Source organism: Streptomyces sp. L-9-10, from assembly GCF_004151105.1.
Taxonomy (GTDB): Bacteria; Actinomycetota; Actinomycetes; order Streptomycetales; family Streptomycetaceae; genus Streptomyces.
This window is the reverse complement of sequence record NZ_PHRF01000097.1, coordinates 58783-83082: the sequence shown is the minus strand read 5'-3', so window position 1 is coordinate 83082 and position 24300 is coordinate 58783. Positions and strand designations below refer to the sequence as shown.

The following is a 24300-nucleotide window of genomic DNA, read 5'->3' as shown; positions in this document are numbered from 1 at the left end:
CACCGACGGAAGCCTGCTTGTGACCGCTACTGACCGTTCCATCGAGCTCGTCAACGCCGCCGCCCAGGCGGCCGCCGACCGGCTCGCGCACGACATCATCGCGTACGACGTCAGCGATGTGCTGTCGATCACCGATGCCTTCCTGCTCGCCTCGGCGCCCAACGACCGCCAGGTCAAGTCGATCGTCGACGAGATCGAGGAGAGGCTCCAGAAGGAACTGGGCGCCAAGCCGGTGCGCCGTGAGGGCGACCGCGACGCGCGCTGGATCCTCCTCGACTACGTCGACATCGTCGTGCATGTGCAGCACAGCGAGGAGCGGGTCTTCTACGCCCTGGAGCGGCTGTGGAAGGACTGCCCCGAGCTGCCGCTTCCCGAGGACGCCGTCAAGACCCGGGGCAAGGCCGCGGAGCACGCCGAGTCGGTGGGCGACGGCGGCGAGCGCGCCGGGATCTCCGGTGACACGGACGGTGAGCTGAGCTGAACGGCGCCAAGGGCGGCAGGGGCCGCCGCATCATCCTGTGGCGGCACGGCCAGACGGCGTGGAATCTGGAGCGGCGCTTCCAGGGCACCACGGATATCGAGCTGACCGAAGCCGGTGTCGCCCAGGCACACCGGGCCGCCCGGCTGCTGGCCTCCCTGAAGCCGGACGCGATCATCGCCTCCGACCTCCGGCGGGCCGCGGCCACGGCCCGTGAGCTGGCCGCGATCACCGGGCACGACATCGCGTACGACGCCGGGCTCCGTGAGACCTTCGCGGGCGCCTGGCAGGGCCTGACCCATGAGGAGATCATCACGCAGTTCGGCGAGCAGTACGCGGTCTGGAAGCGCGGCGAGCCGGTGCGGCGCGGCGGCGGTGAGCTGGAGACCGAGGTGGCGGAGCGCGCCGCGCCCGTGGTGCTCCACCACGCCGACAAGCTGCCCGACGACGGCACGCTCGTCGTGGTCAGCCACGGCGGCACGATCCGCACCACGATCGGCCATCTGCTGGGCCTGGAATCCCATCACTGGGAAGGGCTCGGCGGGCTCTCCAACTGCTGCTGGTCGGTCCTCGGCGAGGGCGCGCGCGGCTGGCGGCTCCTGGAGCACAACGCCGGAACCCTCCCGGAACCGGTCCTCGGTGACGACGACTGAGCGGGCCTCGGAGGCGACCGGGCCGGATTTCACTTTCCGGCTGGTCGCAGGCTAAAGTTCTTCTTGTTCGCGGCGCTGAGCGCGGGGAACACGCGGGGCTATAGCTCAGTTGGTAGAGCGCCTGCATGGCATGCAGGAGGTCAGGAGTTCAATTCTCCTTAGCTCCACAATCGGTTTCATCCTCCGGATCCCGTCCCTGGCAAGGGGCGGGATTTCTGGTTTCGGGACGTTCGTCCCCGCCCGTGCCCTCTTCCTCACCCCCGGGCTCGCCGGTCGGCGGCGCCGCACCGGGTATAAGCCCTAACAGGCAGGCCTTTTCAGGCTGCTCACCAGTCCTCGGCGTGGCAGAATCGGACCGCCGGAGGGGGGCGACGGACCGCATGGGGAGGGAGCGCGCACATGTCCGCCAGCAGCGTCGAGGAACCCGATGAGCTGCTCGCCGCGGCGGAGGCGCGTACCGGCCTCAGCTGTCCTTCGTGCGGTTCGTCCCATGTGGCTCAAGTACTTGGTGACAATGGCGGAGTTTCCTACGTGTGCACGGCCTGCGGCCACAGCTGGAGCTGAGTGATGGGTGCACACAGGCGTAAATGCGACTGGTGCGGCAGTGGTACGCCGATCGTCCGGGACATGGATCCGCTCAACCCCGAGTACCAGTACTGGTGCGAGGAGTGCGCGCGGGCGCTGATCATAAAGGGCGACCCCATCGAGACGTACCGGGAGCTGGAGGGCGAGCCGATCTACGGTCGGCTCCTCGACGACCACTGCGCGCTCAAGCGGTTCTACTCGTTCGCCACGGCCTGACCGGGGACACGGCCACGTACCCGATCACGGCGGCGGCCGTCAGCGGATAGAGGGCGGAGAGCGCCATCTCGGCGGCGCCCTGGGACAGTTCGGGGCGGCCGGTGCCGTGCGGGACCCACCACAGGGCGTACGAGCAGAAGACCAGCGCCGCGGCGAGCGCCCACCGGACCCCGGCGCGCGCCCCGAGATACAGCGCGATCGGTACGCACCACACCCAGTGGTGCGACCACGAGACCGGGCTGACCAGCAGCGCCGTCGCCGCACAGGCGGCCACGGCGGCGGCGCGCTCCCCGCGCAGCGCCGCGGCGGCCGCCGCCGCGAGGCCGAGCGCCGCCACCACGGCGGCCGTGGCGGTCCACCACAGCGCCGGCTCGCCGGTGTGCAGCAGCCGGGCGAGGACCCCGCGCAGCGACTGGTTGGCGGTGTTCTCCGCGCTGCCCACCCGGTGCGTCTCGAAGAGGGTCACGGACCAGAAGCGGAGCGAGTCGCGGGGGAGAACGGCGGCGGCGGCCAGCGTCGCCGCGCAGAAGGCCAGCGCGGCTGTCGCGGCCCGGCGCAGCCACGGGCGCCGGTCCCCTTCCCCGGCCCGTACCAGCCCGACGATCAGGAACAGCACGGCGAAGAGCGCGGGGGTGAGCTTGACCGCGGCGGCCAGGCCGGTGCCCGCGCCCGCCCAGCGGTGTCCGTCGCGGCGGGTCAGGTCCCACATCACCGCCACCGCGAGCAGCAGATTGATCTGCCCGTAGCGCAGGGTCGTCCAGACCGGCTCGCACCAGACGGCCGCCGCGGCCACCCAGAGCGCGGTGACCCATGGCCGGGGGAGCCGGTCAGGGGGAAACGTCAGCCGCAGGGAGAGCTGCGCGAACACGACCAGGAGCAGCAGATTCCCGGCCGTGGCGAGCGTACGCAGCCCGGGGACGTCCGGCAGCGTGAGCGGGGTGAACAGCAGCGCGGCGAACGGCGGGTAGGTCGCCGGGAGTTGAACGGAGGTCGCGCGCATCGCGTACAGATCCCGGCCGTCCAGCACCGCCCGGCCCTCGGCGCGATAGACCATCAGGTCGATCATGGAGACCCCGGCCGCGCGCTGCGCCGCCCAGAAGGCGGCGAAGGACAGCAGGCAGACCGGGACGGCGAGCAGGAGGGAGCGCCGGTGGGAGGGGTTTGAGGAAGTGTTCCGCAGGAGCGTGGCGACAGTCACGAGCGCCGACAGTACCGGGCGTATCGGTCTTATCCGTTCAGACCGGAAACGATTTGGTGGTGAGCCGGAGGGACCGTGTAATGTTGGCGATGCCGCCGAGGGGAGAGCCCGGAGGGCGGCGCACAGCAAGGGGCTATAGCTCAGTTGGTAGAGCGCCTGCATGGCATGCAGGAGGTCAGGAGTTCAATTCTCCTTAGCTCCACATCTTCAGTACGAGAAGCGGGCCACCCGGATCGGGTGGCCCGCTTCTTGTGTCATGGCTTCTTGTGTCATGAGTGCCTGCGGGTCTTGTGCCATGGGTGCCCGCGGGCCGGTGGGCGCCCGCGGTGGACGCTCGCCGGCCCGGATGTCTCAACCGCGCCCGGGGCCCAGGGCCTTGCGGCCACCGCTGGGCGGCAGCGCGGCGCGTGGGGACCGTTCGGGGCGCGCCGGCGCGGGCTGCTCGATACGGAGCGCGAGCGCGGGGCAGCGGCGCACCGCGCGCTGCGCACGCCCGCGCAGATGCATCGGAACCGACGCGTCCGCGAGCGCCGGATAGCCGTCGGGCCCCATCCGGATCAGCTCGGGGACGATGTCCGCGCACAGACCGTGGCCCTGGCACAGCGTCCAGTCCACGGCGAGCTTCTCCCCGCTCGGAATGGACTCCTCCGCCTCCTGGTAGCCGGGTCCCGGCAGCGGCAGCACACCCGTCGTCTCGCGCCCGCAGCCGCCGTCCAGCACATGCGCGGCGAGGTCGTCGGTGAACGCCGACAGGGTGGAGGCGAAGAACCGCGCGGAGCCGTCGGGGTGCTTGCAGGCCCCCCGGCCCTTGACCGCCTGGGTCACCGCGCGCAGCGCCTCCAGCGCGGCCTGGCCGCCGCCGTTGATGACATCGGAGAGGCCGCCCGCCGCCGCGGGCAGCCCGAGCTTGCAGGGGCCGCACTGCCCCGCCGTCTCGGCCGCGAGCCAGTTGGCGACCCGTAGCGCCTCACCCAGCGGGCAGGTCTCGGGGCCGATCGGCAGGATCGCGCCCGCGCCCAGCGCGCCGCCGAAGGAGGCGAAGGACTCCTTGGAGATGACGGCCTCGTGCGCGGCCATCGCGTCGATCCAGTTGCCGTGGTAGCCACCGGTCAGCACACCCTGGGGCATCGGCGGGGCGCCGGCCATCTGGAGGATGTACCGCAGCGGCACCCCCGACGGCGCCTCGACCACCATGGGACGGGCGACCGCGCCGGAGATGGTGAGCAGGACCGTGCCCGGCTCGCTGTCGAGCCCGGTGTGGCCGTACCGGCGGGCGCCGATACGCGCGGCGACGGCCAGCTGGGCGAAGGTCTCGGCGTTGGACAGCAGTGTCGGGAGACCGGCCACCCCGGACTCGGCGGCGCGTTCACGGCGGCCCGGCGGCAGGGCGGGTCCGCCGCCGATGGCGCGGATCACGGACGACGCCTCGCCCGAGACCATGCGCTCGGGGGTACGGATCACCCGGGCGCGCAGCGCCTGGCCGCGCCGGTCGGACAGGCCGCGTTCGGCGAGGGCGGCGCGGATCGAGACCTCGGTGGAGTTGCGGGTGACGGCGACGACCAGGGTGCGGGCGCCGAGCGCCTCGGCGGCCAGCAGCGCGCCGTCGAGTATGAGGTGCGGGGCGCGGTTGATCAGGACGGTGTCCTTGCGGCACGGGGGCTCGCCCTCGCTGCCGTTGATCACGACGACCGGTCGTACGCCGCGGCGGATCGCGGCCTTGGCGACCGCCCGCAGCTTCTTGCCGAAGGGGAAGCCGGCGCCGCCGCGGCCGGTCAGGGAGATGTTCTCGGCGAGCTGCGCCAGCCGCTCGCCGGTCATCGGCTCCAGCGGGCCGTGCACCTTGAGATGCATGGGCAGGTCCAGGCGCTCGACCAGGTCGAATCCCTGGGTCAGCTGGGGGAGGCCGACGACGCGGACTTCGGGGACGTCGGGGAGCGGGGTGTTCACGGTCGGTCTCCTGCGGGTGCGTGCCAGGGTTCCCCGGCCGGGGGCGGATAGAGAGGGCCGGGCGGGGGATCGACGGGATCGGGCGTGGCCCGTGGCGGCGCGGCCTGCCCCGGGGATGCCGGGCCGGGCGCGGCCGTACCGGGAAAGGCCGGGCCGGAGAAGGCCGACGCCTGCGCTTCGTACGACCTGCCTTCATACGACCCGCCCTCGTAGGACCTGTTCTCGTGGGCGGGGGTGGAGCCCGTGTCGTACGGGGGGACGGCGCCCGTCCCGTACGCGGGGACGGATCCGGTGTCGTAGGCGCCGGTGCCGTACGGGGACGTTCCCGTCGGACCGTAGGCCGAGGCGGGGCCCGCGTCGTACGGGGGCGGCGTATCCGGGGCGTACCGCGGCGAGGAACCCGCGCCGCTCGCGTACGCGCCGCTCGCGTACGCGCCGCTCGCGTACGCGCCGCTCGCGTACGCGCCGCTCTCGTACGCGGGGATCGCGCCGGAGTCGTAGGGGGTCGACGTGGGCGGGGCGGAGGCCTGCCCCGGCCGGGGCGGGGACGGGGCGGGCCAGCCGCCCTGCCTGCCCGTGGGCTCTTCGGGGATGACCGGGATCTCCTCGGTCATCGGTATGCGCTCGGCGAGCGGTATCCCGCCCGGGGGCGGCCCGGGGGGCGGGGGCGGCATCGGCATCCGGGTGGTGGCCTCGGTACCGAGCGAGACCGCGCGGTAGCCGGCGGAGAGGCCCGTACCGGTGTCCGCCAGCGGGTCGGCGCCGAGGCCCTGGTACGCGTCGGCGCGGGGGGCGATGAAGGTGTCGGCCAGCGGGTCGACGGCCGGGGCGGGATCGGCCGACGGCCGGGGCGCCTCGTACAGCGGAGGGGAAGGGGCGGCGAGCCGCGGCGGCGAACGGGGCGGGTCGAGCGGCGATCCCAGCGACGGGCCGGGCATGGCGGGCTCGCGCTGGAGGCGCCCCGCGTACCGGGGCTGCGGCGGAACGCCGATGGCGCCCGGGAGCGGGTCCGAGGCGAGATCGCGCCGGGACGGCTCGCTCTCCGCCGTCTCGCGGGCGGCTCCGGCCGCGCCGTTCGTTCCGTTCGTCCCGTCAGCGCCGGTCAGCGTCACGATCTTGTCGGCGATCCGGCGCTTGAGCGGGCGGGGGAAGAGCCGTACGGACACGGCGGCGGCCACTCCGGCCAGGGTCAGGCAGTACAGCGTGGTGACGTACGTGGCCGCGGGACGGCCCGCGAAGAGGCCGTGCACGAGAGCGAAGCACCAGGCCGGATAGGCCAGCATGTGCACCGCCCGCCAGCGCCCCGCGAACCGGCCGGGGAGGGCGAAGGCGCTGCGCATCGCACCGGTCGTGGCGGCGACGATCATCAGCAGTCCGGCGAGCGAACCGAAGCCGATGAGGCCGTTGGCGCCGTCGATCCCCAGGCCGAACGGCACCAGGGCGCCGATCAGCGCCACATGGCCGAGCGAGACCTTGACGGTGACGTGCAGCAGCAGAAAGCCGAGCGAGGCCACCGCCGTCGCCCGGTGGACGCCTTGAGCCAGCAGTCGGTGCCGCGGGGACAGCAGCAACCGGTCGGTGGCTATCAGGCCCCAGACGACGGCCCCGGACAGGGACAGCAGCGACAGCACGCCCGCGCCGAAATCGAGGAAGGCACGGAAATCGTCGCCTCCCGCGACGGCGAGGAGCGGTACCAGCACCAGCGCGGCGACGGATACTCCGCCCTGTATCTGCCGGCTCTTGGCGGGATCCAGGCTGAGCGACGAACTGGTCTTGCGTTGAGGGTTCATGGGGGGCAACTCCGAATGGCTCGGGAAAGCGGTCCCGTTGCCGCATGCTAGGTGGCGCCATACCGGGCAGTACCCGGTTTGCAGGTTTAGCCGGGGCAAGGTGAGTTATCCGACTCCGCGGTTGCCCGGATAGGGGCTGATACGCGGAGTAAGGCGGGTGCGGTGCTTCCTTCGGAGCTCCCCCGGGGGCCTCCGACACGCCCAATGCCGCCTCCCTGTCAAGCTCTTCTGTCAACCTTTTCGCTCGCTCTCACCCATTCCTGTGCGTACTCTCCCCGAGGCCTCCCGGTCTCCTCCTCGCCGTCTCCCCGGACTCTCCTCTTCCGGGCGACCCTCGGGCGTGACCGAGGGTGTGGCCTCGGGGGTGGCCTCGGGTGTGATTACGGGCGGGTTCACGGGCGTGTTCACGCACGGGACGAAGGATGTGATCTCGGGCGATGCCGCACCGCGTGATACGCCGGTGCGGGCCCTCCGGGCGCTGCGGTACCCTGGCGCCATGCGTGCCGTACGCCTTCTGCTTAGCGGGCCGCGCTGATCAGTCCCGACGGAGACGGATGACAGAGATCCGGTCGGAATCGGCGCGGCGTCCCCTCCTGTGTGAGGGGCCTTTTTCGTTCACCGGCCGGCGCCGCCATTCGTCGAATGGCACGGCCGAATCCGCTGGCAGAGACGATCGATGGAGCTTCAGAGAATCATGAGCGAGACGAATTCCGCTGCTGCCGAGCCGGTGGCGCCGCACCGCTACACGGCGGCCCTGGCCGCCGACATCGAGGCACGCTGGCAGGACTTCTGGGACGCCGAGGGCACGTACGAGGCACCGAACCCCACGGGCGATCTGGCCGGCGACCCGGAGCTGGCCGCGAAGCCCAAGAAGTTCATCATGGACATGTTCCCGTACCCGTCGGGCACGGGTCTGCATGTGGGCCATCCCCTGGGCTATATCGCCACCGATGTGTTCGCCCGCCACCAGCGCATGACCGGGCACAACGTGCTGCACACGCTGGGCTTCGACGCCTTCGGCCTGCCGGCCGAGCAGCACGCGGTCGCCACCGGTACACACCCCCGGGTGTCGACCGAGGCCGCCATGGACAACATGAAGGTCCAGCTGCGCCGGCTGGGACTGGGCCACGACAAGCGCCGGTCCATCGCGACGATCGACCCGGACTACTACAAGTGGACCCAGTGGATCTTCGTACAGATCTTCAACTCCTGGTACGACAAGGACGCGGACAAGGCACGTCCGATCGAGACGCTGGTGGCGCAGTTCGAGAGCGGGGAGCGCGCGACGCCCGACGGGCGCCCGTGGAGTGCGCTGAACGCCGCCGAGCGCGCCGACGTCCTGGGTGAGTACCGGCTGGCGTACGCCTCCGACGCGCCCGTCAACTGGGCTCCCGGTCTGGGTACCGTCCTGGCCAACGAGGAAGTCACCGCGGACGGCCGCTCCGAGCGCGGCAACTTCCCCGTGTTCAAGGCGAAGCTGCGCCAGTGGAACATGCGGATCACCGCCTACGCGGACCGGCTGCTGAGCGATCTGGACGAGCTGGACTGGCCCGAGGCCATCAAGCTCCAGCAGCGCAACTGGATCGGGCGCAGCGAGGGCGCGCGCGTCGACTTCCCGGTCCATGTCGGTGACGACGGTCACGCGGACGCCATCACCGTCTTCACCACGCGTCAGGACACGCTGTTCGGCGCCACGTACATGGTGCTGGCGCCGGAGCACGACCTGGTCGAGAAGATCGTCCCGGCCGCCTGGCCCGAGGGCACGCACGACGTGTGGACGGGCGGCCACACGTCCCCCGTCGAGGCCGTCGACGCGTACCGCAAGCAGGCCGCGTCGAAGTCCGACGTCGAGCGGCAGGCCGAGGCGAAGGACAAGACCGGTGTCTTCACCGGCGCGTACGCCACCAACCCGGTCAGCGGCGACCGCGTACCCGTCTTCATCGCCGACTATGTGCTGATGGGCTACGGCACGGGCGCGATCATGGCCGTACCGGCGCACGACAGCCGTGACTTCGCGTTCGCGCGCGCCTTCGAGCTGCCGATGCGCTGTGTGGTCGAGCCCTCGGACGGCCGCTCCACCGACCCCGCGGAGTGGGACGACGCGTTCGCCTCGTACGACGCGCGTCTCGTCAACTCGGCCGGCGAGGACATCTCGCTGGACGGCCTGGGTGTCACCGAGGCCAAGGCGCGGATCACGGAGTGGCTGGCCGCGCGCGGTATCGGTGAGGGGACGGTCAACTTCCGGCTGCGGGACTGGCTGTTCAGCCGTCAGCGGTACTGGGGCGAGCCGTTCCCGATCGTCTACGACGAGGACGGCACGGCACACGCGCTGCCCGAGTCGATGCTGCCGCTGGAGCTGCCGGAGGTCGACGACTACTCGCCACGCACGTTCGACCCGGACGACGCGGACACGCAGCCGGAGACGCCCCTGTCACGGAACGCGGACTGGGTCGATGTCGAGCTGGACCTGGGCGACGGCGAGGGCGTCAAGCGCTACCGCCGGGAGACCAACACCATGCCGAACTGGGCCGGTTCGTGCTGGTACGAGCTGCGCTACCTGGACCCGCACAACAGCGAGAAGCTGGTCGACCCGGCCGTCGAGCAGTACTGGATGGGCCCCCGCGAGGGGCAGCCGCACGGCGGTGTCGATCTGTACGTCGGTGGCGCCGAGCACGCCGTACTGCACCTGCTGTACGCGCGTTTCTGGTCGAAGGTGCTGTTCGACCTGGGGCACATCTCCTCGGCCGAGCCGTTCCACAAGCTGTACAACCAGGGCATGATCCAGGCGTTCGTCTACCGGGACAGCCGCGGCATCGCGGTGCCGGCCGTCGAGGTCGAGGAGCGGGACGGCGCCTACTGGTACGAGGGCGCGAAGGTCAGCCGCGTCCTGGGCAAGATGGGCAAGTCCCTGAAGAACGCCATCACTCCGGACGAGATCTGCGCCGAGTACGGCGCGGACACGCTGCGGCTGTACGAGATGGCCATGGGCCCGCTGGACGTCTCGCGGCCGTGGGACACCCGCGCGGTCGTCGGCCAGTACCGGCTGCTGCAGCGGCTGTGGCGCAATGTGGTGGACGAGGCGACCGGTGAGGTCACCGTCGTGGACACCGAGCCCGACGTGGACACGCTGCGCGCGCTGCACAAGGCGATCGACGGGGTCACGCAGGACATGGCGGGGCTGCGGTTCAACACGGCCATCGCGAAGGTGACCGAGCTGAACAACCAGCTGACGAAGACGGGCGGCCCCGTCTCGCGGTCGGTCGCCGAGCGGCTGGTGCTGCTGGTCGCGCCGCTGGCCCCGCATATCGCCGAAGAACTGTGGCGTCGGCTGGGCCACTCCGACTCGGTCGTGCACCAGGACTTCCCGGTCGCGGACCCGGCGTATGTGGTCGACGAGGCCGTGACCTGCGTGGTGCAGATCAAGGGCAAGGTCAAGGCGCGGCTGGAGGTCTCCCCGTCGATCTCGGACGAGGAACTGGAGGCACTGGCGCTGGGTGACGCGGCGGTGGTCGCGGCGCTGGGCGGCGGGGGCATCCGGAAGGTGATCGTGCGGGCGCCGAAGCTGGTGAACATCGTTCCCGCGTAGTACCGCGTCGCGTAGTACCGCGCCGCACGGGACCGTGCTGTGTGGTACCGCGCCGTGTAGTACCGCCTGGCGTAGTACTCGCGTGGTGTCGTACCGCCGGGCTGTGGTGCGGCCCCGTGTGGTGCTCGCACGGTGTGGTGCGGACCTGTGTGGCACCCGCACGGTGTAGTAGCGCGTCGCGTGGTGCCCACCCGGTGCGGCACCGCGTCGCGAAGCACAGGGCTTTCCCCTACGGGCAGGTTGGGGGTTCCTGAGGAACCCTCGGCCTGCCTGTTCCGTTTAACGTGGAAGAAGCGGTGAGCGGGAAGCCGCTCCCGAACACGGCCGAATACGAAGGGGCGCCCATGGACGTCGTGATTGTCGTGGCGCTGCTTGTCGCCGCCTTCGTTGCCTTCGTCGCGCTGGGGGTGTTTGTGAGCGTGAAGGCGGTGCGCGCGGCCAAGCGGGGCGTCGACCGTACGATCTCGCAGGCCCGCCGGACCGTCGAGGACACCACGCTGCGCGCCAAGAGCATCGGGCAGACGGGTGCGGCGGGAGAGCTGGCACAGCTGCGGCTGAGGCTGCGGACCTCGATGCGGGCCACGCAGGACGCGCTCCAGGCCGGTGCGGCGGAGGACGCCTCGCTGGCGGAGTCGGTGCAGCTCTTCCAGCGGCTGAGCGCCCACGGCCTTGAGCTGGACGACGAACTGCGGCAGCTGGAGCGGGACCCGGACCGCACGAGAGTCGTGGAACGGCTCCAGGATGTGCGTGAGCGTACGGAACGGATCACGCACGCGGCGGACTCACTGCGCTGGGCGGCGCGGGACCGGGCGCAGAAGTTCGCGGAGGACGATCTGTCGTCGTTGAGCGCGCAGATCGACATGGAGGCCGGGGCGCTGCGCCACTGGTCGTCGGCGGAGGGACAGCCGGAGCGGGAGCCGTCCGTATGGCCGGAGCCGGAGGGTTCCGGGGCCGGGGCCGCCGGTGCGGACCACGCGGGTCCCGCGGGCGGTGACCAGGGCAGGCCCGAGGCGATCGAGCCCCCGGATCCGCGGCGGCAGCAGACGTACCCCTGGCAGAAGGCGCCGGGGAAGACCAGGCCCGAGACCACGACTTGACGGTCGTTCCCGGGCCGCGGCTTCACGGCTCCACCGCCCCGCGGCTTTACGGCTTTACGGCTTTGACGGTTCGGGACCACGATCCGACGGGGGATCGCGGCGTGCGCGAGGGCGGAAACGATCACTGACGCGGGGGCGGGCTGCCGACCGGGGGCGACGACGGGTAACCTCCCGCTCATGTCCCGCCATGTCGCGATCGTCACCGATTCCACGGCCTACCTGCCGCCGCAGACGATGGAGCGCCACGGCATCACCGCGGTGCCGCTGACCGTCGTCCTCGGTGACCGCGCGCTGGAGGAGGGGACGGAGATCTCGGCCCGTTCGCTCGCCCTGGCGCTTCAGAAGCGACGCTCCGTGACCACGTCACGGCCGAGTCCGGACGTCTTCGCCGCCGCGTACCGGAAGGCTGCCGAGGCCGGTGCGACCGGGATCGTCTCCCTGCATCTGTCGGCCGAGTTCTCCGGGACGTACGACGCCGCCGTGCTCGCGGCGAAGGACGCGGCCGTGCCGGTACGGGTGGTGGACACCGGGATGGTGGCGATGGCGCTCGGGTTCTGCGCGCTGGCGGCGGCCGAGGCGGCGGGAGGGGGCGGCACGCTCGACGAGGCGGTGGCCGCCGCCGAGAAGCGGGCCGCCGGGACCTCCGCGTACTTCTACGTGGACACGCTGGACTATCTGCGCCGGGGCGGCCGTATCGGCGCCGCACAGGCGCTGCTGGGCTCCGCGCTCGCGGTGAAGCCCCTGCTCCAGCTCGACGGCGGGCGTATCGAGCTGCTGGAGAAGGTGCGTACGGCGTCGAAGGCGATCGCGCGGCTGGAGGAGATCGTCACCGAACGGGCGGGCACGAGCGAGGTGGACATCGCCGTGCACCATCTGGCCGCGCCCGAACGGGCCGTGACGCTGGCCGAGCGCCTGCGTGAGCGGGTGCCGGGGCTGGTGGATCTGCATGTCAGCGAGGTGGGCGCGGTGATCGGGGCGCATACGGGGCCGGGGCTGCTGGGGGCTGTGATCTCACCGCGCTGACCGGCTGATCGGGTGATCGCGCTGACCGGCTGATCGGTTGACCGCGCTGACCGGCTGGGGCGGGCCACTCGTAAGGGTGACCGAGTTGTCCACAACTCGCTTGTTGTCCACGGGAATTCGGCCTGCTCAGCGGGGTCGGGCAGATGTGCCTACCGTCTTGTGGCATGGCTCTCCGAACACGCTCCGTAATCTCCGTCACCAGTGGCCCCGGCCGTGCCCCGGGCTCCGACGGCCGGGCCCGGCATGGGCGTCATGGCCGTCCCGGCCGCCCGCGAACCCGCCCGCGTACGGCGCTGTCGCGCGTGGGCGACGCGGACGGTACGACTCTGCCTCCGATCACCCCCCACCCTCCGATCACCCCCCAGCCTCCGGTCACCGACCCGTCCCCGATCAGCGCGCCGCCTTCGATCACCGCTCCGCCCACCGTCCGGACGGATGTGCGCCGCCGCGCGGAAGCGCTCTTCGGCGATGTGGTGCCGGGGATGGGCGGGAGCGGCACCGCGCCGCGCGTGGCGGACGCGGTCATGGCGCCGCACACGACTCGGGCGGGGCGCGTGCGCGCGTGGGCGGGGTCCGCTCTGCTTGAGCGGCTGCCCCTGTGGGTGCAGCTCAGATGCGGACTGGAGCCGCGGACACTCGCGGCGCTCGCGGTGGTCCTGGTGGTGGGCGTGATCCTGGCGGGACACCACTTCTGGAGTGGCCGGCCGGGGATCGTCAGGGCTCCGGAGAATGTGGGCGCGGCTGCCGTCCTCCCCGAGGCGTCGCCGGGGACCTTGTCCGCGCCCGCGTCCTCGCCGTCGCCCTCCGCCCGTGTCGTCGTCGATGTGAGCGGGAAGGTGCGGCGGCCCGGAGTCCTGCGGCTGGCGGCCGGGTCACGGGTCGCCGACGCGCTGCGCGCCGCCGGGGGAGCGAAGCCCGGTGCGGACCTGACCGGGCTCAACCGCGCGCGGGTGCTGATGGACGGCGAACAGGTGCTGGTGGGCGGCCCCGCTCCACCGGCGTCGGGCGCCGGCGCCGGTGCGGCCGCCGGCGCCGGGGCCGCTGTGGGGCCGGTGAGTCTCAACGCCGCCACGCCGGAACAGCTCGACACGCTTCCCGGGGTCGGTCCGGTGCTCGCCCAGCACATCATCGACTACCGCGGCAGGCACGGCGGTTTCCGGTCCGTCGACGAACTGCGCGAGGTCAACGGCATCGGGGAGCGCAGGTTCGCGGACCTCCAGTCCCTTGTACGGCCATGACGCGCACGGTGGTTCACGCGACGGCCGGCCACCGCCTGGGGTCCGCCAACCCCCGTCAGGAGGCCCCGGCCGACCTCCGGCTGGTCCCGCTCGCCCTCGCGGCGTGGGGCGCGGCGGCCCTGGCGCTGGGAATCCCGGGGCACTGGACCGCTGTTGGCGTGCTCGCCTGTCTGTCGGCCGCCGCTCTGCTACTGGTGTGGTCGGGTGGCGGGCCGGAGCGGCGGCCCCGACGACGGCCCAGGCAGTGGCGCGCGCGACCGCTCGGGCCGCGGATCAGGCGGCGGCTCAATGGTGTGGCCGTCGCGGGGATGCTGCTGTGCGCCGCCGCCGGGGCGGCGTCGGCCGGGCTGCACGGCGCCGATGCGCGGCGGGGTCCCGTACCGGGCCTGGCGGAGCGATATGCCCGCGTCACGGCGGAGTTGACGGTCACCTCCGACCCCCGGCCCGCACGTCCCAGGGTCCGCGGGGACCGGATCGCGGGTGGCGGGTTCGTCCTGGACGCCGACCTCGTCCGGCTGACGACACCCAGGGGCGGGACCACCACCGGCCGGACGCCCGTCCTGGTGATCGTCGCGCCCGGTGAACACTCCGGCCGGTGGCAGCGGCTGCTGCCCTCCACGGGGCTGCGGCTGACCGGGAAGCTCGCGCCTCCCCTGCGTGAGGACGACCGCTACGCCGCGGCGTTACGGGTGGAGGGGACGGGCCCGCCGCTGGTCACCGGAGCGCCGACCCGCGTCCAGCGCATGGCCGGAGAGCTGCGTGCCGGGTTGCGTGAGGCGGCCGACGGGCTGCCGCCCGATGCCCGTGCCCTGCTGCCGGGGCTGGTCGTCGGTGACACCACACGTGTTCCTCCCGAGCTGCACGACGCCTTCGCGGCGACCGATCTGCTGCATCTGATGGCGGTCTCCGGAAGCAATCTGACGATTGTGCTCGCTCTGCTGATCGGGCCGGCCGGGCTGGCCATCAGGGCCGAACGGCGCGGGCTCGCCGCGCGGCTGGGGATCTCACTGCGATGGACGGCGCTGCTCGGCGGGGCGCTCACGCTCGCCTTCGTGATCGTCTGCCGTCCGGAGCCGAGCGTGCTGCGGGCCGCCGCCTGCGGGGCGATCACTCTCCTCGCCATCGGCACGGGCCGCCGCAGAACCCTGCTTCCGGCGCTGGCCGCCGCCGTACTGCTGCTGGTGCTCTACGACCCCTGGCTGGCCCGGAGTTACGGCTTCCTCCTCTCCGTACTGGCCACCGGCGCCCTGCTCACCATCGGGCCGCGGTGGAGCGCGGCGCTGGTGCGGCGCGGGGTGCCGCCACGGTTTGCCGAGGTGCTGGCCGCGGCCGGTGCGGCGCAGGCGGTGTGCGCGCCCGTGGTGGCCGTGTTCGCGGCCAGGGTCGGGCTGGTGGCGATCCCCTGCAACCTCTTCGCCGAACTGGCGGTGGCCCCGGCCACGGTCCTCGGCTTCGCCGCGCTCGCCGTGGCGCCCGTGGCGATGCCCGTGGCCGAGGTGCTCGCCCGCTGCGCTGGTTGGCCGGCGGGGTGGATCGCGTCCGTCGCCCGCGCCGGCGCGTCCCTGCCGGGCGCGGAGGCCGCCTGGCCCGGCGGCTGGCGGGGCGGGCTGCTGCTCGTCGGCGTGACGGCCCTCGTCCTGCTCGCCCTGCGCCGTGTCCCGCGCCATCCCTGGACGGCCGCCGTCTGCGCCGTACTGCTGCTGCTCGCGGTCCTGCGGCCGCCGCCGCTCACCCGGATCGTCACCGGATGGCCGCCACCGAGATGGACGTTCGCGATGTGCGACGTCGGTCAGGGCGACGCGGCCGTGCTCGCGGCGGGCGACTCCACGGCCGTGGTCGTGGACGCGGGACCCGACCCCGTGCCCGCCGACCGCTGTCTGCGGGACCTCGGTGTCACACGCGTCCCGCTGCTGGTGCTCACCCACTTCCACGCCGATCACGTCGCGGGGCTGCCCGGTGTCCTGCGGGGCCGGGCGATCGGTGCGATCCAGACAACGGCCTCCGAAGTCCCCCCGGAGCAGGCCGCGTTCGTACGGAGAACGGCGGCAGCCGCGCGGGTGCCCGTCGTCCGCGCGCGGCCCGGCGAGCAGCGCCGGACCGGACCGCTGACATGGCGGGTGCTGTGGCCGCGGGCCGGGACGGCCACGGCGGCCGGGGAGCCGAACGACTCCAGCGTCACGCTGTTCGTACGGGTCGCCCGGGGCCCGGCGCTGCTGCTCCTCGGCGATCTCGAACCCCCCGCCCAGCGCGGCCTCCTGCGTGACCATCCGGCGCTGCCACCGGCGGATGTCCTCAAGGTGGCCCACCACGGCTCGCCTTTCCAGCACCCGGGCCTCCTGCGCGGTGTCCGCCCCCGGCTGGCCCTCATCTCGGTGGGCCGGGACAACCCGTACGGACACCCCTCGCCCCGTACCGTCGACGCGCTCCGCGCCGGTGGAGCGGCGGTGCTCCGTACGGACACGGACGGAGCGATCGCGGTGGTCGGAGCGGGGGCCGGGCTACGGGCCGTGCCCCGGGGGCGGGCCTCGCCCCTGGCACGGTGATGCGGGAGCGACGGTTTAACAGCGGATGACAATCGACTCCACGACGTCCTGTACCAGTCGGTACGTTTGCCTCGAACAACGCAAGAGTGATCGAATGCCTATTCGTCATGGGCCGCCGCCCTCGACGATGACGTCTCCCGTGTGCGGCCCCGCAGAAGCCCGAAAGCACAGGGGTACGTGTACACCATGATCAGTCGCCTTCTCGGCCGACGGTCGGCCGCTCATCAGCGAAGCAACCCGCTCGCCGGGCTCTCCGTGCCCTCCGGCGCGGGGCTGCTCACCTGCCGGGTCCTCGACCCCGTCAACGAGCCCGTCGGGCAGGCCGAGTTCACGGTGAGCGACAGCGGCGGCCGCAAGGTCGTGAGTGGTGAGACCGACCCCTTCGGGATGATCGTGACGATGGTGCCCTTCGGGGAGTACCGGCTCGCCATCTCGGCCGAGAGCTTCTCCCCGTACCGGGGCAACGTGTCGATCGCCGACGGCGCGGAGCCCAGCGGTCTCGGGGACATCACGCTCCAGGTGGCCCCGTCGCTCCCGCTGCCCGTTCCCGGCGACTGGGAGATCGAACCGGCCCATTCCCGGATCGGGTTCATCGCCCGTCATATCGGACTCGCCCGTGTCCACGGCCGCTTCGACAACTTCGCCGGGGCGATCAGGATCGGCGAGACGATGGACCGGTCGGCGATGCATGTCGTCATCGGCGCCGCGTCGATCGACACCAGTGTGCGGATGCGCGACGACCATCTGCGCTCCGCCGACTTCCTCGACGTGGAGAACTTCCCGACGCTGGAGTTCTACAGCGACCGCTTCGTCCACCGGGGTGGCAACAACTGGGGGATCACCGGAGCGCTCACGCTCCACGGCGTCACGCGCACGGTCACACTCGACGCCCAGTACCTCGGCATCGGCAACGGCATGGAGGGCGAGACCCGCGCCGCCGTCCGCGCCACCACCGAACTGCACCGCGAGGACTACACCGTCAACTGGCAGTCGATGCTGGCGCGCGGCATCGCGGTCGTCGGCTCCAGCATCAAGATCGAGATGGATATCCAGATCATCCCCAAGAGCTGACGACCGGCCCCGCCCCTCCCGGGGGCGGGCTGGAAGAATGTGGCCGTGAGCGATGTGAGACATGTGCTGGTGCTGCCCGACCGCGACGCCGCGGAGGAGGTGGCGCTGGCGCTCGGCGAACGGTTCGGCGTGGCCGAGGAGCCCCGGCTGGTACGGGACGCCCTGGCCGGCGAGGACGACGCCGAGGACGCCCAGTGGCTGGTCGTCGTGGAGGACCCCGAGGCCCGGCTGGGCGCCGAGGCCCTGGACGCGTTCGTGGCGGACTGGGACGGCTGGCGGGAAGCCCCGTAGAACGCCCCGTAGATCCTGTCCCTGTCCGGCACATGGCGTCGACCGCATGACGTCCGCGCGCTGTCACCGGCCGCCCCGGCTGTCAGTGGCCCATGCGATGCTGGACCGCGATGGCCACCAGAAAGACTTCTTCCGACGATCCGCTCGCCCCGCTCACGCTCGCCGTGGGCCAGGAGGACCTGCTGCTCGACCGCGCCGTGCAGCAGGTGGTGGCGGCGGCCCGCGCCTCCGACGCCGACACGGACGTACGCGACCTCACCTCCGACCAGCTCCAGCCCGGCACCCTCGCCGAGCTGACCAGCCCGTCGCTCTTCGCCGAGCGCAAGGTCGTCGTCGTACGGAACGCGCAGGACCTCTCCGCCGACACGATCAAGGACGTCAAGGCGTATCTCGACGCCCCGGCCGAGGAGATCACGCTCGTCCTGCTGCACGCGGGAGGCGCCAAGGGCAAGGGCCTGCTGGACGCCGCCCGCAAGGCGGGGGCCCGTGAGGTCGCCTGCCCCAGGACGACCAAGCCCGCGGAGCGGCTCACCTTCGTACGTTCGGAGTTCCGCGCGCTGGGCCGCTCGGCCACGCCCGAAGCCTGCCAGGCGCTGGTCGACTCGATCGGCAGCGATCTGCGCGAGCTGGCGTCCGCCGTCTCGCAGCTCGCGGCGGATGTCGAGGGCACGATCGATGACGCGGTCGTCGGCCGCTACTACACGGGCCGCGCCGAGGCGTCCAGCTTCAATGTCGCCGACCGCGCCGTGGAGGGCAGGACCGCCGAGGCCCTCGAAGCCCTGCGCTGGTCGCTGTCGACCGGTGTGGCGCCCGTGCTGATCACCAGCGCCCTCGCCCAGGGGGTACGGGCCATCGGCAAGCTCTCCTCCGCGCGCGGCGGCCGGCCCGCCGATCTCGCGCGGGAGCTGGGGATGCCGCCGTGGAAGATCGACCGGGTGCGCCAGCAGATGCGCGGCTGGACCCCCGACGGTGTGGCGACGGCGCTGCGGGCGGTCGCCACCGCCGACGCGGGCGTCAAGGGCGGCGGTGACGACCCGGAGTACGCGCTGGAGAAGGCGGTCGTCGCGATCGCCCGCGCCGCCCGCTCCAACCGTTAGCCGCTGCCGCTGCCGCTGCCGCTGCCGCTGCCGCTGCCGCTGCCGCGAGAGCGGGTACGGCGAAGGCCCCGGTGACCCGTCCTGGGGAGGACGGGGCCGGGGCCTCGACGTCAAACCTGGTGAACTCGCACCCGCGTGGCGAACGCAGTCGCGTGCGAGTTCGGGGACGCCGGTCAGGAGCGGTAGAGAGGGCCCGCTGAGTCCCGTCCGGCGGTCAAATCAAGAGAGCGCTCAGCCCTGGAGGGAGGCAACCTTGGCAGCCAGCGCCGACTTCTTGTTGGCGGCGGCGTTCTTGTGGATGACACCCTTCGAGGCAGCCTTGTCGAGCTTGCGGGACGCCTCACGAGCGGCCAGCGAGGCCTTCTCGACGTCGCCCGCGGCAGCGGCCTCACGGGCCTTGCGGATCGCGGTCTTGAGCGACGACTTGACAGCCTTGTTGCGCAGGCGTGCCTTCTCGTTGGTCTTGTTCCGCTTGATCTGGGACTTGATGTTCGCCACGAAAGAGCCTTTTCAGGTTCGGTGAATCTTGACTGAGCCGTCCCGCGCCGAGACGGCACGAGACACAGCTGTTCAGGCTACCAGTCACCCTCCGACCGGCCCAAACCGGGCGCAGTCCCGTACCCGTGGGACGATGGAGCCTACGTATCGATCCGAGTCGACCCGAGACGAGACGCCGCGCGTCTCAAGAATCAGGACCCTGCGTGCCCGCGACCCCTCTCCACGTGCCCGAGCCGAGCCGTACGGACCCGGCGCTGCTCCGCAACTTCTGCATCATCGCGCACATCGACCACGGCAAGTCGACGCTCGCCGACCGGATGCTCCAGCTGACCGGAGTGGTCGACCAGCGGCAGATGCGCGCTCAGTACCTCGACCGCATGGACATCGAGCGCGAGCGCGGCATCACGATCAAGTCCCAGGCGGTCCGGCTGCCCTGGGCTCCTCGTACGGGTGAGGGCGAGGGCACGACGCATGTCCTCAATATGATCGACACGCCGGGCCACGTGGACTTCACCTATGAGGTGTCCCGTTCGCTGGCGGCCTGTGAGGGCACGGTCCTCCTGGTGGACGCCGCCCAGGGCATCGAGGCGCAGACCCTCGCCAACCTCTATCTGGCGATGGAGAACGACCTCACCATCGTCCCGGTGCTCAACAAGATCGATCTGCCGGCCGCCCAGCCGGAGAAGTTCTCCGAGGAGCTGGCGAATCTCATCGGCTGCCAGCCGGAGGACGTGCTCAAGGTCTCGGCGAAGACCGGCGTCGGGGTGGACGTGCTGCTCGACCGCGTGGTCAAGGACGTCCCGCCGCCGGTCGGCGTCGCGGACGCGCCCGCCCGCGCGATGATCTTCGACTCCGTCTATGACTCCTACCGCGGTGTCGTCACGTACGTACGTGTCATCGACGGCCAGCTCAACAAGCGTGAGCGGATCCGGATGATGTCCACCGGCGCCACCCACGAGCTGCTGGAGATCGGGGTCTCCTCGCCGGAGATGACCCCGGCCGACGGCCTGGGCGTCGGTGAGGTGGGCTACATCATCACCGGCGTGAAGGACGTACGGCAGTCCAAGGTCGGTGACACGATCACCACCCTCAACAAGGGGGCGACCGAGGCGCTCGGCGGCTACAAGGACCCCAAGCCGATGGTGTTCTCCGGCCTCTATCCGCTGGACGGCTCGGACTACCCCGAGCTCCGCGACGCCCTCGACAAGCTCCAGCTCAACGACGCGGCCCTGGTCTACGAGCCGGAGACCTCCGCGGCCCTCGGCTTCGGCTTCCGCGTCGGCTTCCTGGGGCTGCTGCACCTCGATGTGATCCGGGAGCGGCTGGAGCGCGAGTTCGGCCTCGACCTGATCGCCACCGCCCCCAACGTGGTCTACCGCGTGCTGATGGAGGACGGCAAGGAGCACACGGTCACCAACCCGAGCGAGTTCCCCGAGGGCAAGATCGACTCGGTGCACGAGCCGGTCGTACGGGCCACGATCCTCGCCCCGAGCGAGTTCATCGGCTCGATCATGGAGCTGTGCCAGGCCCGTCGCGGCACCCTGCTCGGCATGGACTACCTCTCCGAGGACCGCGTCGAGATCCGCTACACGCTGCCCCTCGCCGAGATCGTCTTCGACTTCTTCGACCAGCTGAAGTCCAAGACCCGGGGCTACGCCTCACTCGACTACGAGCCCACCGGCGAGCAGACCGCCCAGCTCGTCAAGGTCGACATCCTGCTCCACGGCGACAAGGTGGACGCCTTCTCCGCCATCACCCACCGGGACCAGGCGTACGCGTACGGCGTGCGGCTGGTCGCCAAGCTGCGCGAGCTGATCCCGCGGCAGGCCTTCGAGGTGCCCATCCAGGCGGCCATCGGCTCCAGGGTCATCGCCCGCGAGACGATCCGCGCCATCCGCAAGGACGTGCTCGCCAAGTGCTACGGCGGTGACATCTCCCGGAAGCGCAAGCTGCTGGAGAAGCAGAAGGAGGGCAAGAAGCGGATGAAGATGGTCGGCAGTGTGGAGGTCCCGCAGGAGGCCTTCATCGCGGTGCTCTCCAGCGACGAGTCCGGCGGCAAGGCGAAGAAGTAGCAGAGAAGAAGTAGCAGATGCGGCAGAAGCGGCAGCGGAAGCAGTAGAAGCAAGCAGATGCGGCAGAAGTGGCCGAGCGTGATCCACGGATGAGACCGATCCGTGGACAGGACGGGCCCCCGCGCCGTGGCGCAGGGGCCCGTTCGCGTCGCCCGCGCCCCCTGGGGCGGGCTCGTTTTGAAGCGGCGCCCCGTTGCCCCTTACGTACCGGGCGGGTGGCCTCTAGTCTGATCACTGATCCTAGTTACTCGTCGGTTAGTTACTCGCCAGTCACACAATCAGGTCAGTCACGCAGCGCTGCCGCGGGCCCGGAGGATGTCGTGAGCGACACACAGAACTTGATCGAGAACCGGCCGCCCTCCGTGGCGACCCTCTTCATTGAGCGCGTGAGCGCCACGCCGGACGCGGAGGCCTACCGCTTCCCCGTACCCGCGCCGGCCGGCCAGGGCCCCGACGAGTGGCGCTCCCTGAGCTGGAGCGAGGCCGCGGAGCGGGTGTACGCCATCGCCGCCGGTCTGATCGCGCTGGGCGTACGGCCCGAGGAGCGCGTCGCGCTCGCCTCGTCCACCCGCGTCGAGTGGATCCTCGCCGACCTCGGAGTGATGTGCGCGGGCGCCGCGACCACCACGATCTACCCCTCGACCAACACCGAGGAGTCCGGGTACATCCTCGCGGACTCCGAGAGCCGGGTGCTGATCGCCGAGGACGCCGCCCAGCTCGCCAAGGCGCGCGAACGCCGCTCCGAGCTGCCGCGTCTCGCGCATGTCGTCGTGATCGACGCCGCCGACGCGCTCCCCGCCGAGGGCGATCCGGACGGCTGGGTGCTCTCCCTGGCCGATCTGGAGGCGCGCGGCACGGAGTATCTGGTCACCCGTCCGGAGGCGGTCAAGGAGCGCGTCGGTGCCATCACGGCCACCCAGCTCGCCACGCTGATCTACACCTCGGGCACCACCGGCCGGCCCAAGGGTGTCCGGCTGCCGCACGACAACTGGTCGTACATGGCCAAGGCCACCGCCGGCACCGGGCTGATCACCAAGGACGACGTCCAGTACCTGTGGCTGCCGCTCGCCCATGTCTTCGGCAAGGTGCTGACCTCCGGACAGATCGAGGTCGGGCATGTCACCGCCGTGGACGGACGCGTCGACAAGATCATCGAGAATCTGCCGGTGGTCCAGCCGACGTATATGGCGGCCGTGCCGCGGATCTTCGAGAAGGTCTACAACGGGGTGGCGGCCAAGGCACGGGCCGGCGGCGCCGCCAAGTACAAGATCTTCCAGTGGGCGGCCGGGGTCGCCCGCGAGTACGCCAAGGTCTCCCAGGACAACTTCCGGCGTACGGGCACGGCCTCCGTACCGTTCGCGCTCGGCGCCAAGCACAAGGCCGCGGACGCGCTCGTCTACGCCAAGCTGCGCGAGGCGTTCGGCGGCCGGCTGCGCGCCGCGGTCTCCGGCTCCGCCGCGCTCGCGCCCGACATCGGGTACTTCTTCTCCGGCGCCGGGATCCACATCCTGGAGGGCTACGGACTGACCGAGTCCAGCGCCGCCAGCTTCGTCAACCCGGGGGAGGCGTACCGCACCGGCACGGTCGGCAAGCCGCTGCCCGGCACCGAGGTACGGATCGCCGACGACGGCGAGATCCTGCTGCGCGGCCCGGGGATCATGGCCGGATATCACGGGCTGCCGGAGAAGACCGCGGAGGTACTGGAGCCCGACGGCTGGTTCCACACCGGCGATATCGGCGAGCTGTCCCCCGACGGCTATCTGCGGATCACCGACCGCAAGAAGGACCTCATCAAGACGTCGGGCGGCAAGTACATCGCCCCCGCCGAGGTCGAGGGCCAGTTCAAGGCGGTGTGCCCGTTCGTCTCCAACATCCTGGTGCACGGCGCGGACCGTAACTTCTGTACGGCGCTGATCGCGCTCGACGAGCCGACCATCCTCGGCTGGGCCGCCGAGAACGGCCTGGCGGGCAGGACATACGCCGAGGTGGTCGCCTCCCCGGCGGTCGAGCGGCTCATCGCCGGCTATGTGAAGCGGCTCAACGAGGGCCTCCAGCGCTGGCAGACCATCAAGAAGTTCCGGCTGCTGCCGCGCGATCTGGACATCGAGCACGGTGAGCTGACTCCGAGCCTCAAGCTCAAGAGGCCGGTGGTGGAGCGGACGTACAAGGACCTGATCGAGGAGATGTACCAGGGCTCCCGGGAATCCTGAGGACGGCCGTCCGGCCGGGGTCCACCGGGTCTACCGGCCCCGTCCGGCCGGTCCACCGGGTCTACCGGCCCCGGCCGCGCCGCAGTTCGTCCAGCGTCTCCCCGATACGGGCCAGCTGCTTCCCCACCGAGTGGAGGACGGCCGGGGCGCACCCGCGCAACTCGTCCTCGATCGAGGCCAGCCGGTCCGTGATCTCCCCCAGATGCTCCTGCTCACGGGCCAGCAGCCGTTCCAACTGGCGGTTCTTGCGGTACAGATCGAGGAACACGCTGACCTTGGCGCGGAGCATCCACGGGTCGAAGGGCTTGGTCAGGAAGTCCGCCGCCCCCGTGGCGTAGCCCCGGAAGGCATAACCGCTGTCGGACTCCGGACCGTTCAGGAAGATGATCGGGACGTCCTTGGCCCGGTCGAGCCGCTTGATCCGGTAGGCGGTCTCGAAGCCGTCCATGCCGGGCATCCGGACATCCAGCAGGATCACCGCGAACGGCTCCCGCAGCAGCGCCTGTACGGCCTCCTCGCCCGAACGGGCCCGTACGAGCGGCTCGTCCAGCGAGGCGAGGACCGCTTCCAGCGCGACGAGGTTGTCCTCCAGGTCGTCGACGAGAAGGATGCTCGCGCGGTCCGTGGTGGCTGTTGCCCTGCTCATCCCGCTCCCCTTGTCCGGCCCCCCGTGTTCCGGCCAGGGAGGCAAGAATGCTCTGCGCGAA

At 71.5% G+C, this 24300-nt stretch carries 18 protein-coding genes and 2 tRNA genes; 15 read left to right on the top strand and 5 right to left on the bottom strand.

Translation table 11 applies throughout. From position 1 onward, the window contains the following. Positions 1-19: 19 nt before the first annotated feature. From rsfS to CU044_RS25485, 4 genes are all read left to right on the top strand, one after another. Complete coding sequence (rsfS, locus tag CU044_RS25505; protein WP_240045836.1) at positions 20-481, top strand: ribosome silencing factor; 462 nt, start codon at positions 20-22, stop codon at positions 479-481. Then, entirely contained in the window at positions 478-1131 is a 654-nt protein-coding gene (locus CU044_RS25500; RefSeq protein ID WP_129771086.1) for a histidine phosphatase family protein, read from the top strand. Before rsfS ends, CU044_RS25500 begins: the two co-directional genes overlap by 4 nt. Positions 1132-1225: 94 nt before the next feature. Next, positions 1226-1298 (top strand) — tRNA-Ala (locus tag CU044_RS25495). Between the two features lie 400 nt (positions 1299-1698). Further along, positions 1699-1932, top strand: coding sequence for a hypothetical protein (locus tag CU044_RS25485; protein ID WP_129771084.1), 234 nt, complete (start codon positions 1699-1701; stop codon positions 1930-1932). On the opposite strand, the gene CU044_RS25480 is transcribed toward CU044_RS25485, so the two are convergent. Further along, positions 1901-3130 carry a glycosyltransferase 87 family protein gene (locus tag CU044_RS25480; protein WP_240045835.1) on the bottom strand — a complete coding sequence of 410 codons (1230 nt, stop codon included), beginning with the start codon at positions 3128-3130 and terminating at the stop codon, positions 1901-1903. The genes CU044_RS25485 and CU044_RS25480 overlap by 32 nt on opposite strands. 129 nt (positions 3131-3259) lie before the next feature. Between CU044_RS25480 and CU044_RS25475 the strand changes: the two genes are divergently transcribed. Continuing rightward, positions 3260-3332, top strand: a tRNA-Ala gene (locus tag CU044_RS25475). Between the two features lie 149 nt (positions 3333-3481). On the opposite strand, the gene CU044_RS25470 is transcribed toward CU044_RS25475, so the two are convergent. Then, positions 3482-5077 (bottom strand): NADH-quinone oxidoreductase subunit NuoF family protein, encoded by a 1596-nt coding sequence (locus CU044_RS25470; protein ID WP_129771082.1) that lies wholly within the window; start codon positions 5075-5077, stop codon positions 3482-3484. Then, entirely contained in the window at positions 5074-6867 is a 1794-nt protein-coding gene (locus CU044_RS25465) for a ferric reductase-like transmembrane domain-containing protein (RefSeq protein ID WP_129771081.1), read from the bottom strand. Before CU044_RS25465 ends, CU044_RS25470 begins: the two co-directional genes overlap by 4 nt. A 694-nt stretch (positions 6868-7561) precedes the next feature. Here CU044_RS25465 and leuS point away from each other — a divergent pair. The 8 genes from leuS (at position 7562) to holA (ending at position 18813) form a co-directional block, all read left to right on the top strand. Next, the gene (gene leuS / locus CU044_RS25460) at positions 7562-10453 is read left to right on the top strand and encodes a leucine--tRNA ligase (protein WP_129771080.1); all 2892 of its coding nucleotides are present in this window, start codon (positions 7562-7564) and stop codon (positions 10451-10453) included. A 344-nt stretch (positions 10454-10797) separates the two neighbouring features. After that, the gene (locus CU044_RS25455; protein WP_129771079.1) at positions 10798-11550 is read left to right on the top strand and encodes a hypothetical protein; all 753 of its coding nucleotides are present in this window, start codon (positions 10798-10800) and stop codon (positions 11548-11550) included. 177 nt (positions 11551-11727) lie between these two features. Next, positions 11728-12573: a DegV family protein gene (locus CU044_RS25450; RefSeq protein ID WP_129771078.1), complete on the top strand. Its 846-nt coding sequence runs from the start codon at positions 11728-11730 to the stop codon at positions 12571-12573. 302 nt (positions 12574-12875) lie between these two features. Beyond that, positions 12876-13811, top strand: a complete 936-nt coding sequence (locus CU044_RS25445; protein ID WP_345790153.1) for a helix-hairpin-helix domain-containing protein — start codon at positions 12876-12878, stop codon at positions 13809-13811. Next, entirely contained in the window at positions 13808-16354 is a 2547-nt protein-coding gene (locus CU044_RS25440; RefSeq protein ID WP_129771076.1) for a ComEC/Rec2 family competence protein, read from the top strand. The genes CU044_RS25445 and CU044_RS25440 overlap by 4 nt, the downstream gene beginning before the upstream one ends. 186 nt (positions 16355-16540) lie before the next feature. Then, a complete protein-coding gene (locus tag CU044_RS25435) occupies positions 16541-17425 on the top strand; it encodes a YceI family protein (RefSeq protein WP_129771075.1) in 885 nt (294 codons plus the stop codon). Between the two features lie 45 nt (positions 17426-17470). Beyond that, the gene (locus CU044_RS25430) at positions 17471-17716 is read left to right on the top strand and encodes a hypothetical protein (RefSeq protein ID WP_129771074.1); all 246 of its coding nucleotides are present in this window, start codon (positions 17471-17473) and stop codon (positions 17714-17716) included. Positions 17717-17826: 110 nt separating this feature from the next. After that, positions 17827-18813, top strand: coding sequence for a DNA polymerase III subunit delta (gene holA, locus CU044_RS25425; protein ID WP_129771073.1), 987 nt, complete (start codon positions 17827-17829; stop codon positions 18811-18813). 231 nt (positions 18814-19044) lie between these two features. Here the strand turns inward: holA and rpsT are convergent, their stop codons facing one another. Next, positions 19045-19311 carry a 30S ribosomal protein S20 gene (gene rpsT, locus CU044_RS25420; RefSeq protein ID WP_030352331.1) on the bottom strand — a complete coding sequence of 89 codons (267 nt, stop codon included), beginning with the start codon at positions 19309-19311 and terminating at the stop codon, positions 19045-19047. A 203-nt stretch (positions 19312-19514) separates the two neighbouring features. Between rpsT and lepA the strand changes: the two genes are divergently transcribed. Further along, on the top strand, positions 19515-21383 hold the full coding sequence (gene lepA, locus CU044_RS25415) for a translation elongation factor 4 (RefSeq protein WP_129771072.1): 1869 nt from the start codon (positions 19515-19517) through the stop codon (positions 21381-21383). 320 nt (positions 21384-21703) lie between these two features. Then, positions 21704-23593, top strand: a complete 1890-nt coding sequence (locus CU044_RS25410; RefSeq protein WP_129771071.1) for an AMP-dependent synthetase/ligase — start codon at positions 21704-21706, stop codon at positions 23591-23593. Positions 23594-23654: 61 nt separating this feature from the next. Here the strand turns inward: CU044_RS25410 and CU044_RS25405 are convergent, their stop codons facing one another. Further along, positions 23655-24239, bottom strand: coding sequence for a response regulator (locus tag CU044_RS25405; protein WP_129771070.1), 585 nt, complete (start codon positions 24237-24239; stop codon positions 23655-23657). Between the last annotated feature and the right edge of the window lie 61 nt (positions 24240-24300).

Bases quoted from the DNA above. Each gene is read 5' to 3' on its own strand.
- CU044_RS25485 (WP_129771084.1), top strand. From the start codon at position 1,699: ATGGGTGCACACAGGCGTAAATGCGACTGGTGCGGCAGTGGTACGCCG.
- CU044_RS25465 (WP_129771081.1), bottom strand. From the start codon at position 6,867: ATGAACCCTCAACGCAAGACCAGTTCGTCGCTCAGCCTGGATCCCGCC.
- leuS (WP_129771080.1), top strand. From the start codon at position 7,562: ATGAGCGAGACGAATTCCGCTGCTGCCGAGCCGGTGGCGCCGCACCGC.
- CU044_RS25455 (WP_129771079.1), top strand. From the start codon at position 10,798: ATGGACGTCGTGATTGTCGTGGCGCTGCTTGTCGCCGCCTTCGTTGCC.
- CU044_RS25450 (WP_129771078.1), top strand. From the start codon at position 11,728: ATGTCCCGCCATGTCGCGATCGTCACCGATTCCACGGCCTACCTGCCG.
- CU044_RS25440 (WP_129771076.1), top strand. From the start codon at position 13,808: ATGACGCGCACGGTGGTTCACGCGACGGCCGGCCACCGCCTGGGGTCC.
- CU044_RS25435 (WP_129771075.1), top strand. From the start codon at position 16,541: ATGATCAGTCGCCTTCTCGGCCGACGGTCGGCCGCTCATCAGCGAAGC.
- holA (WP_129771073.1), top strand. From the start codon at position 17,827: ATGGCCACCAGAAAGACTTCTTCCGACGATCCGCTCGCCCCGCTCACG.
- CU044_RS25405 (WP_129771070.1), bottom strand. From the start codon at position 24,239: ATGAGCAGGGCAACAGCCACCACGGACCGCGCGAGCATCCTTCTCGTC.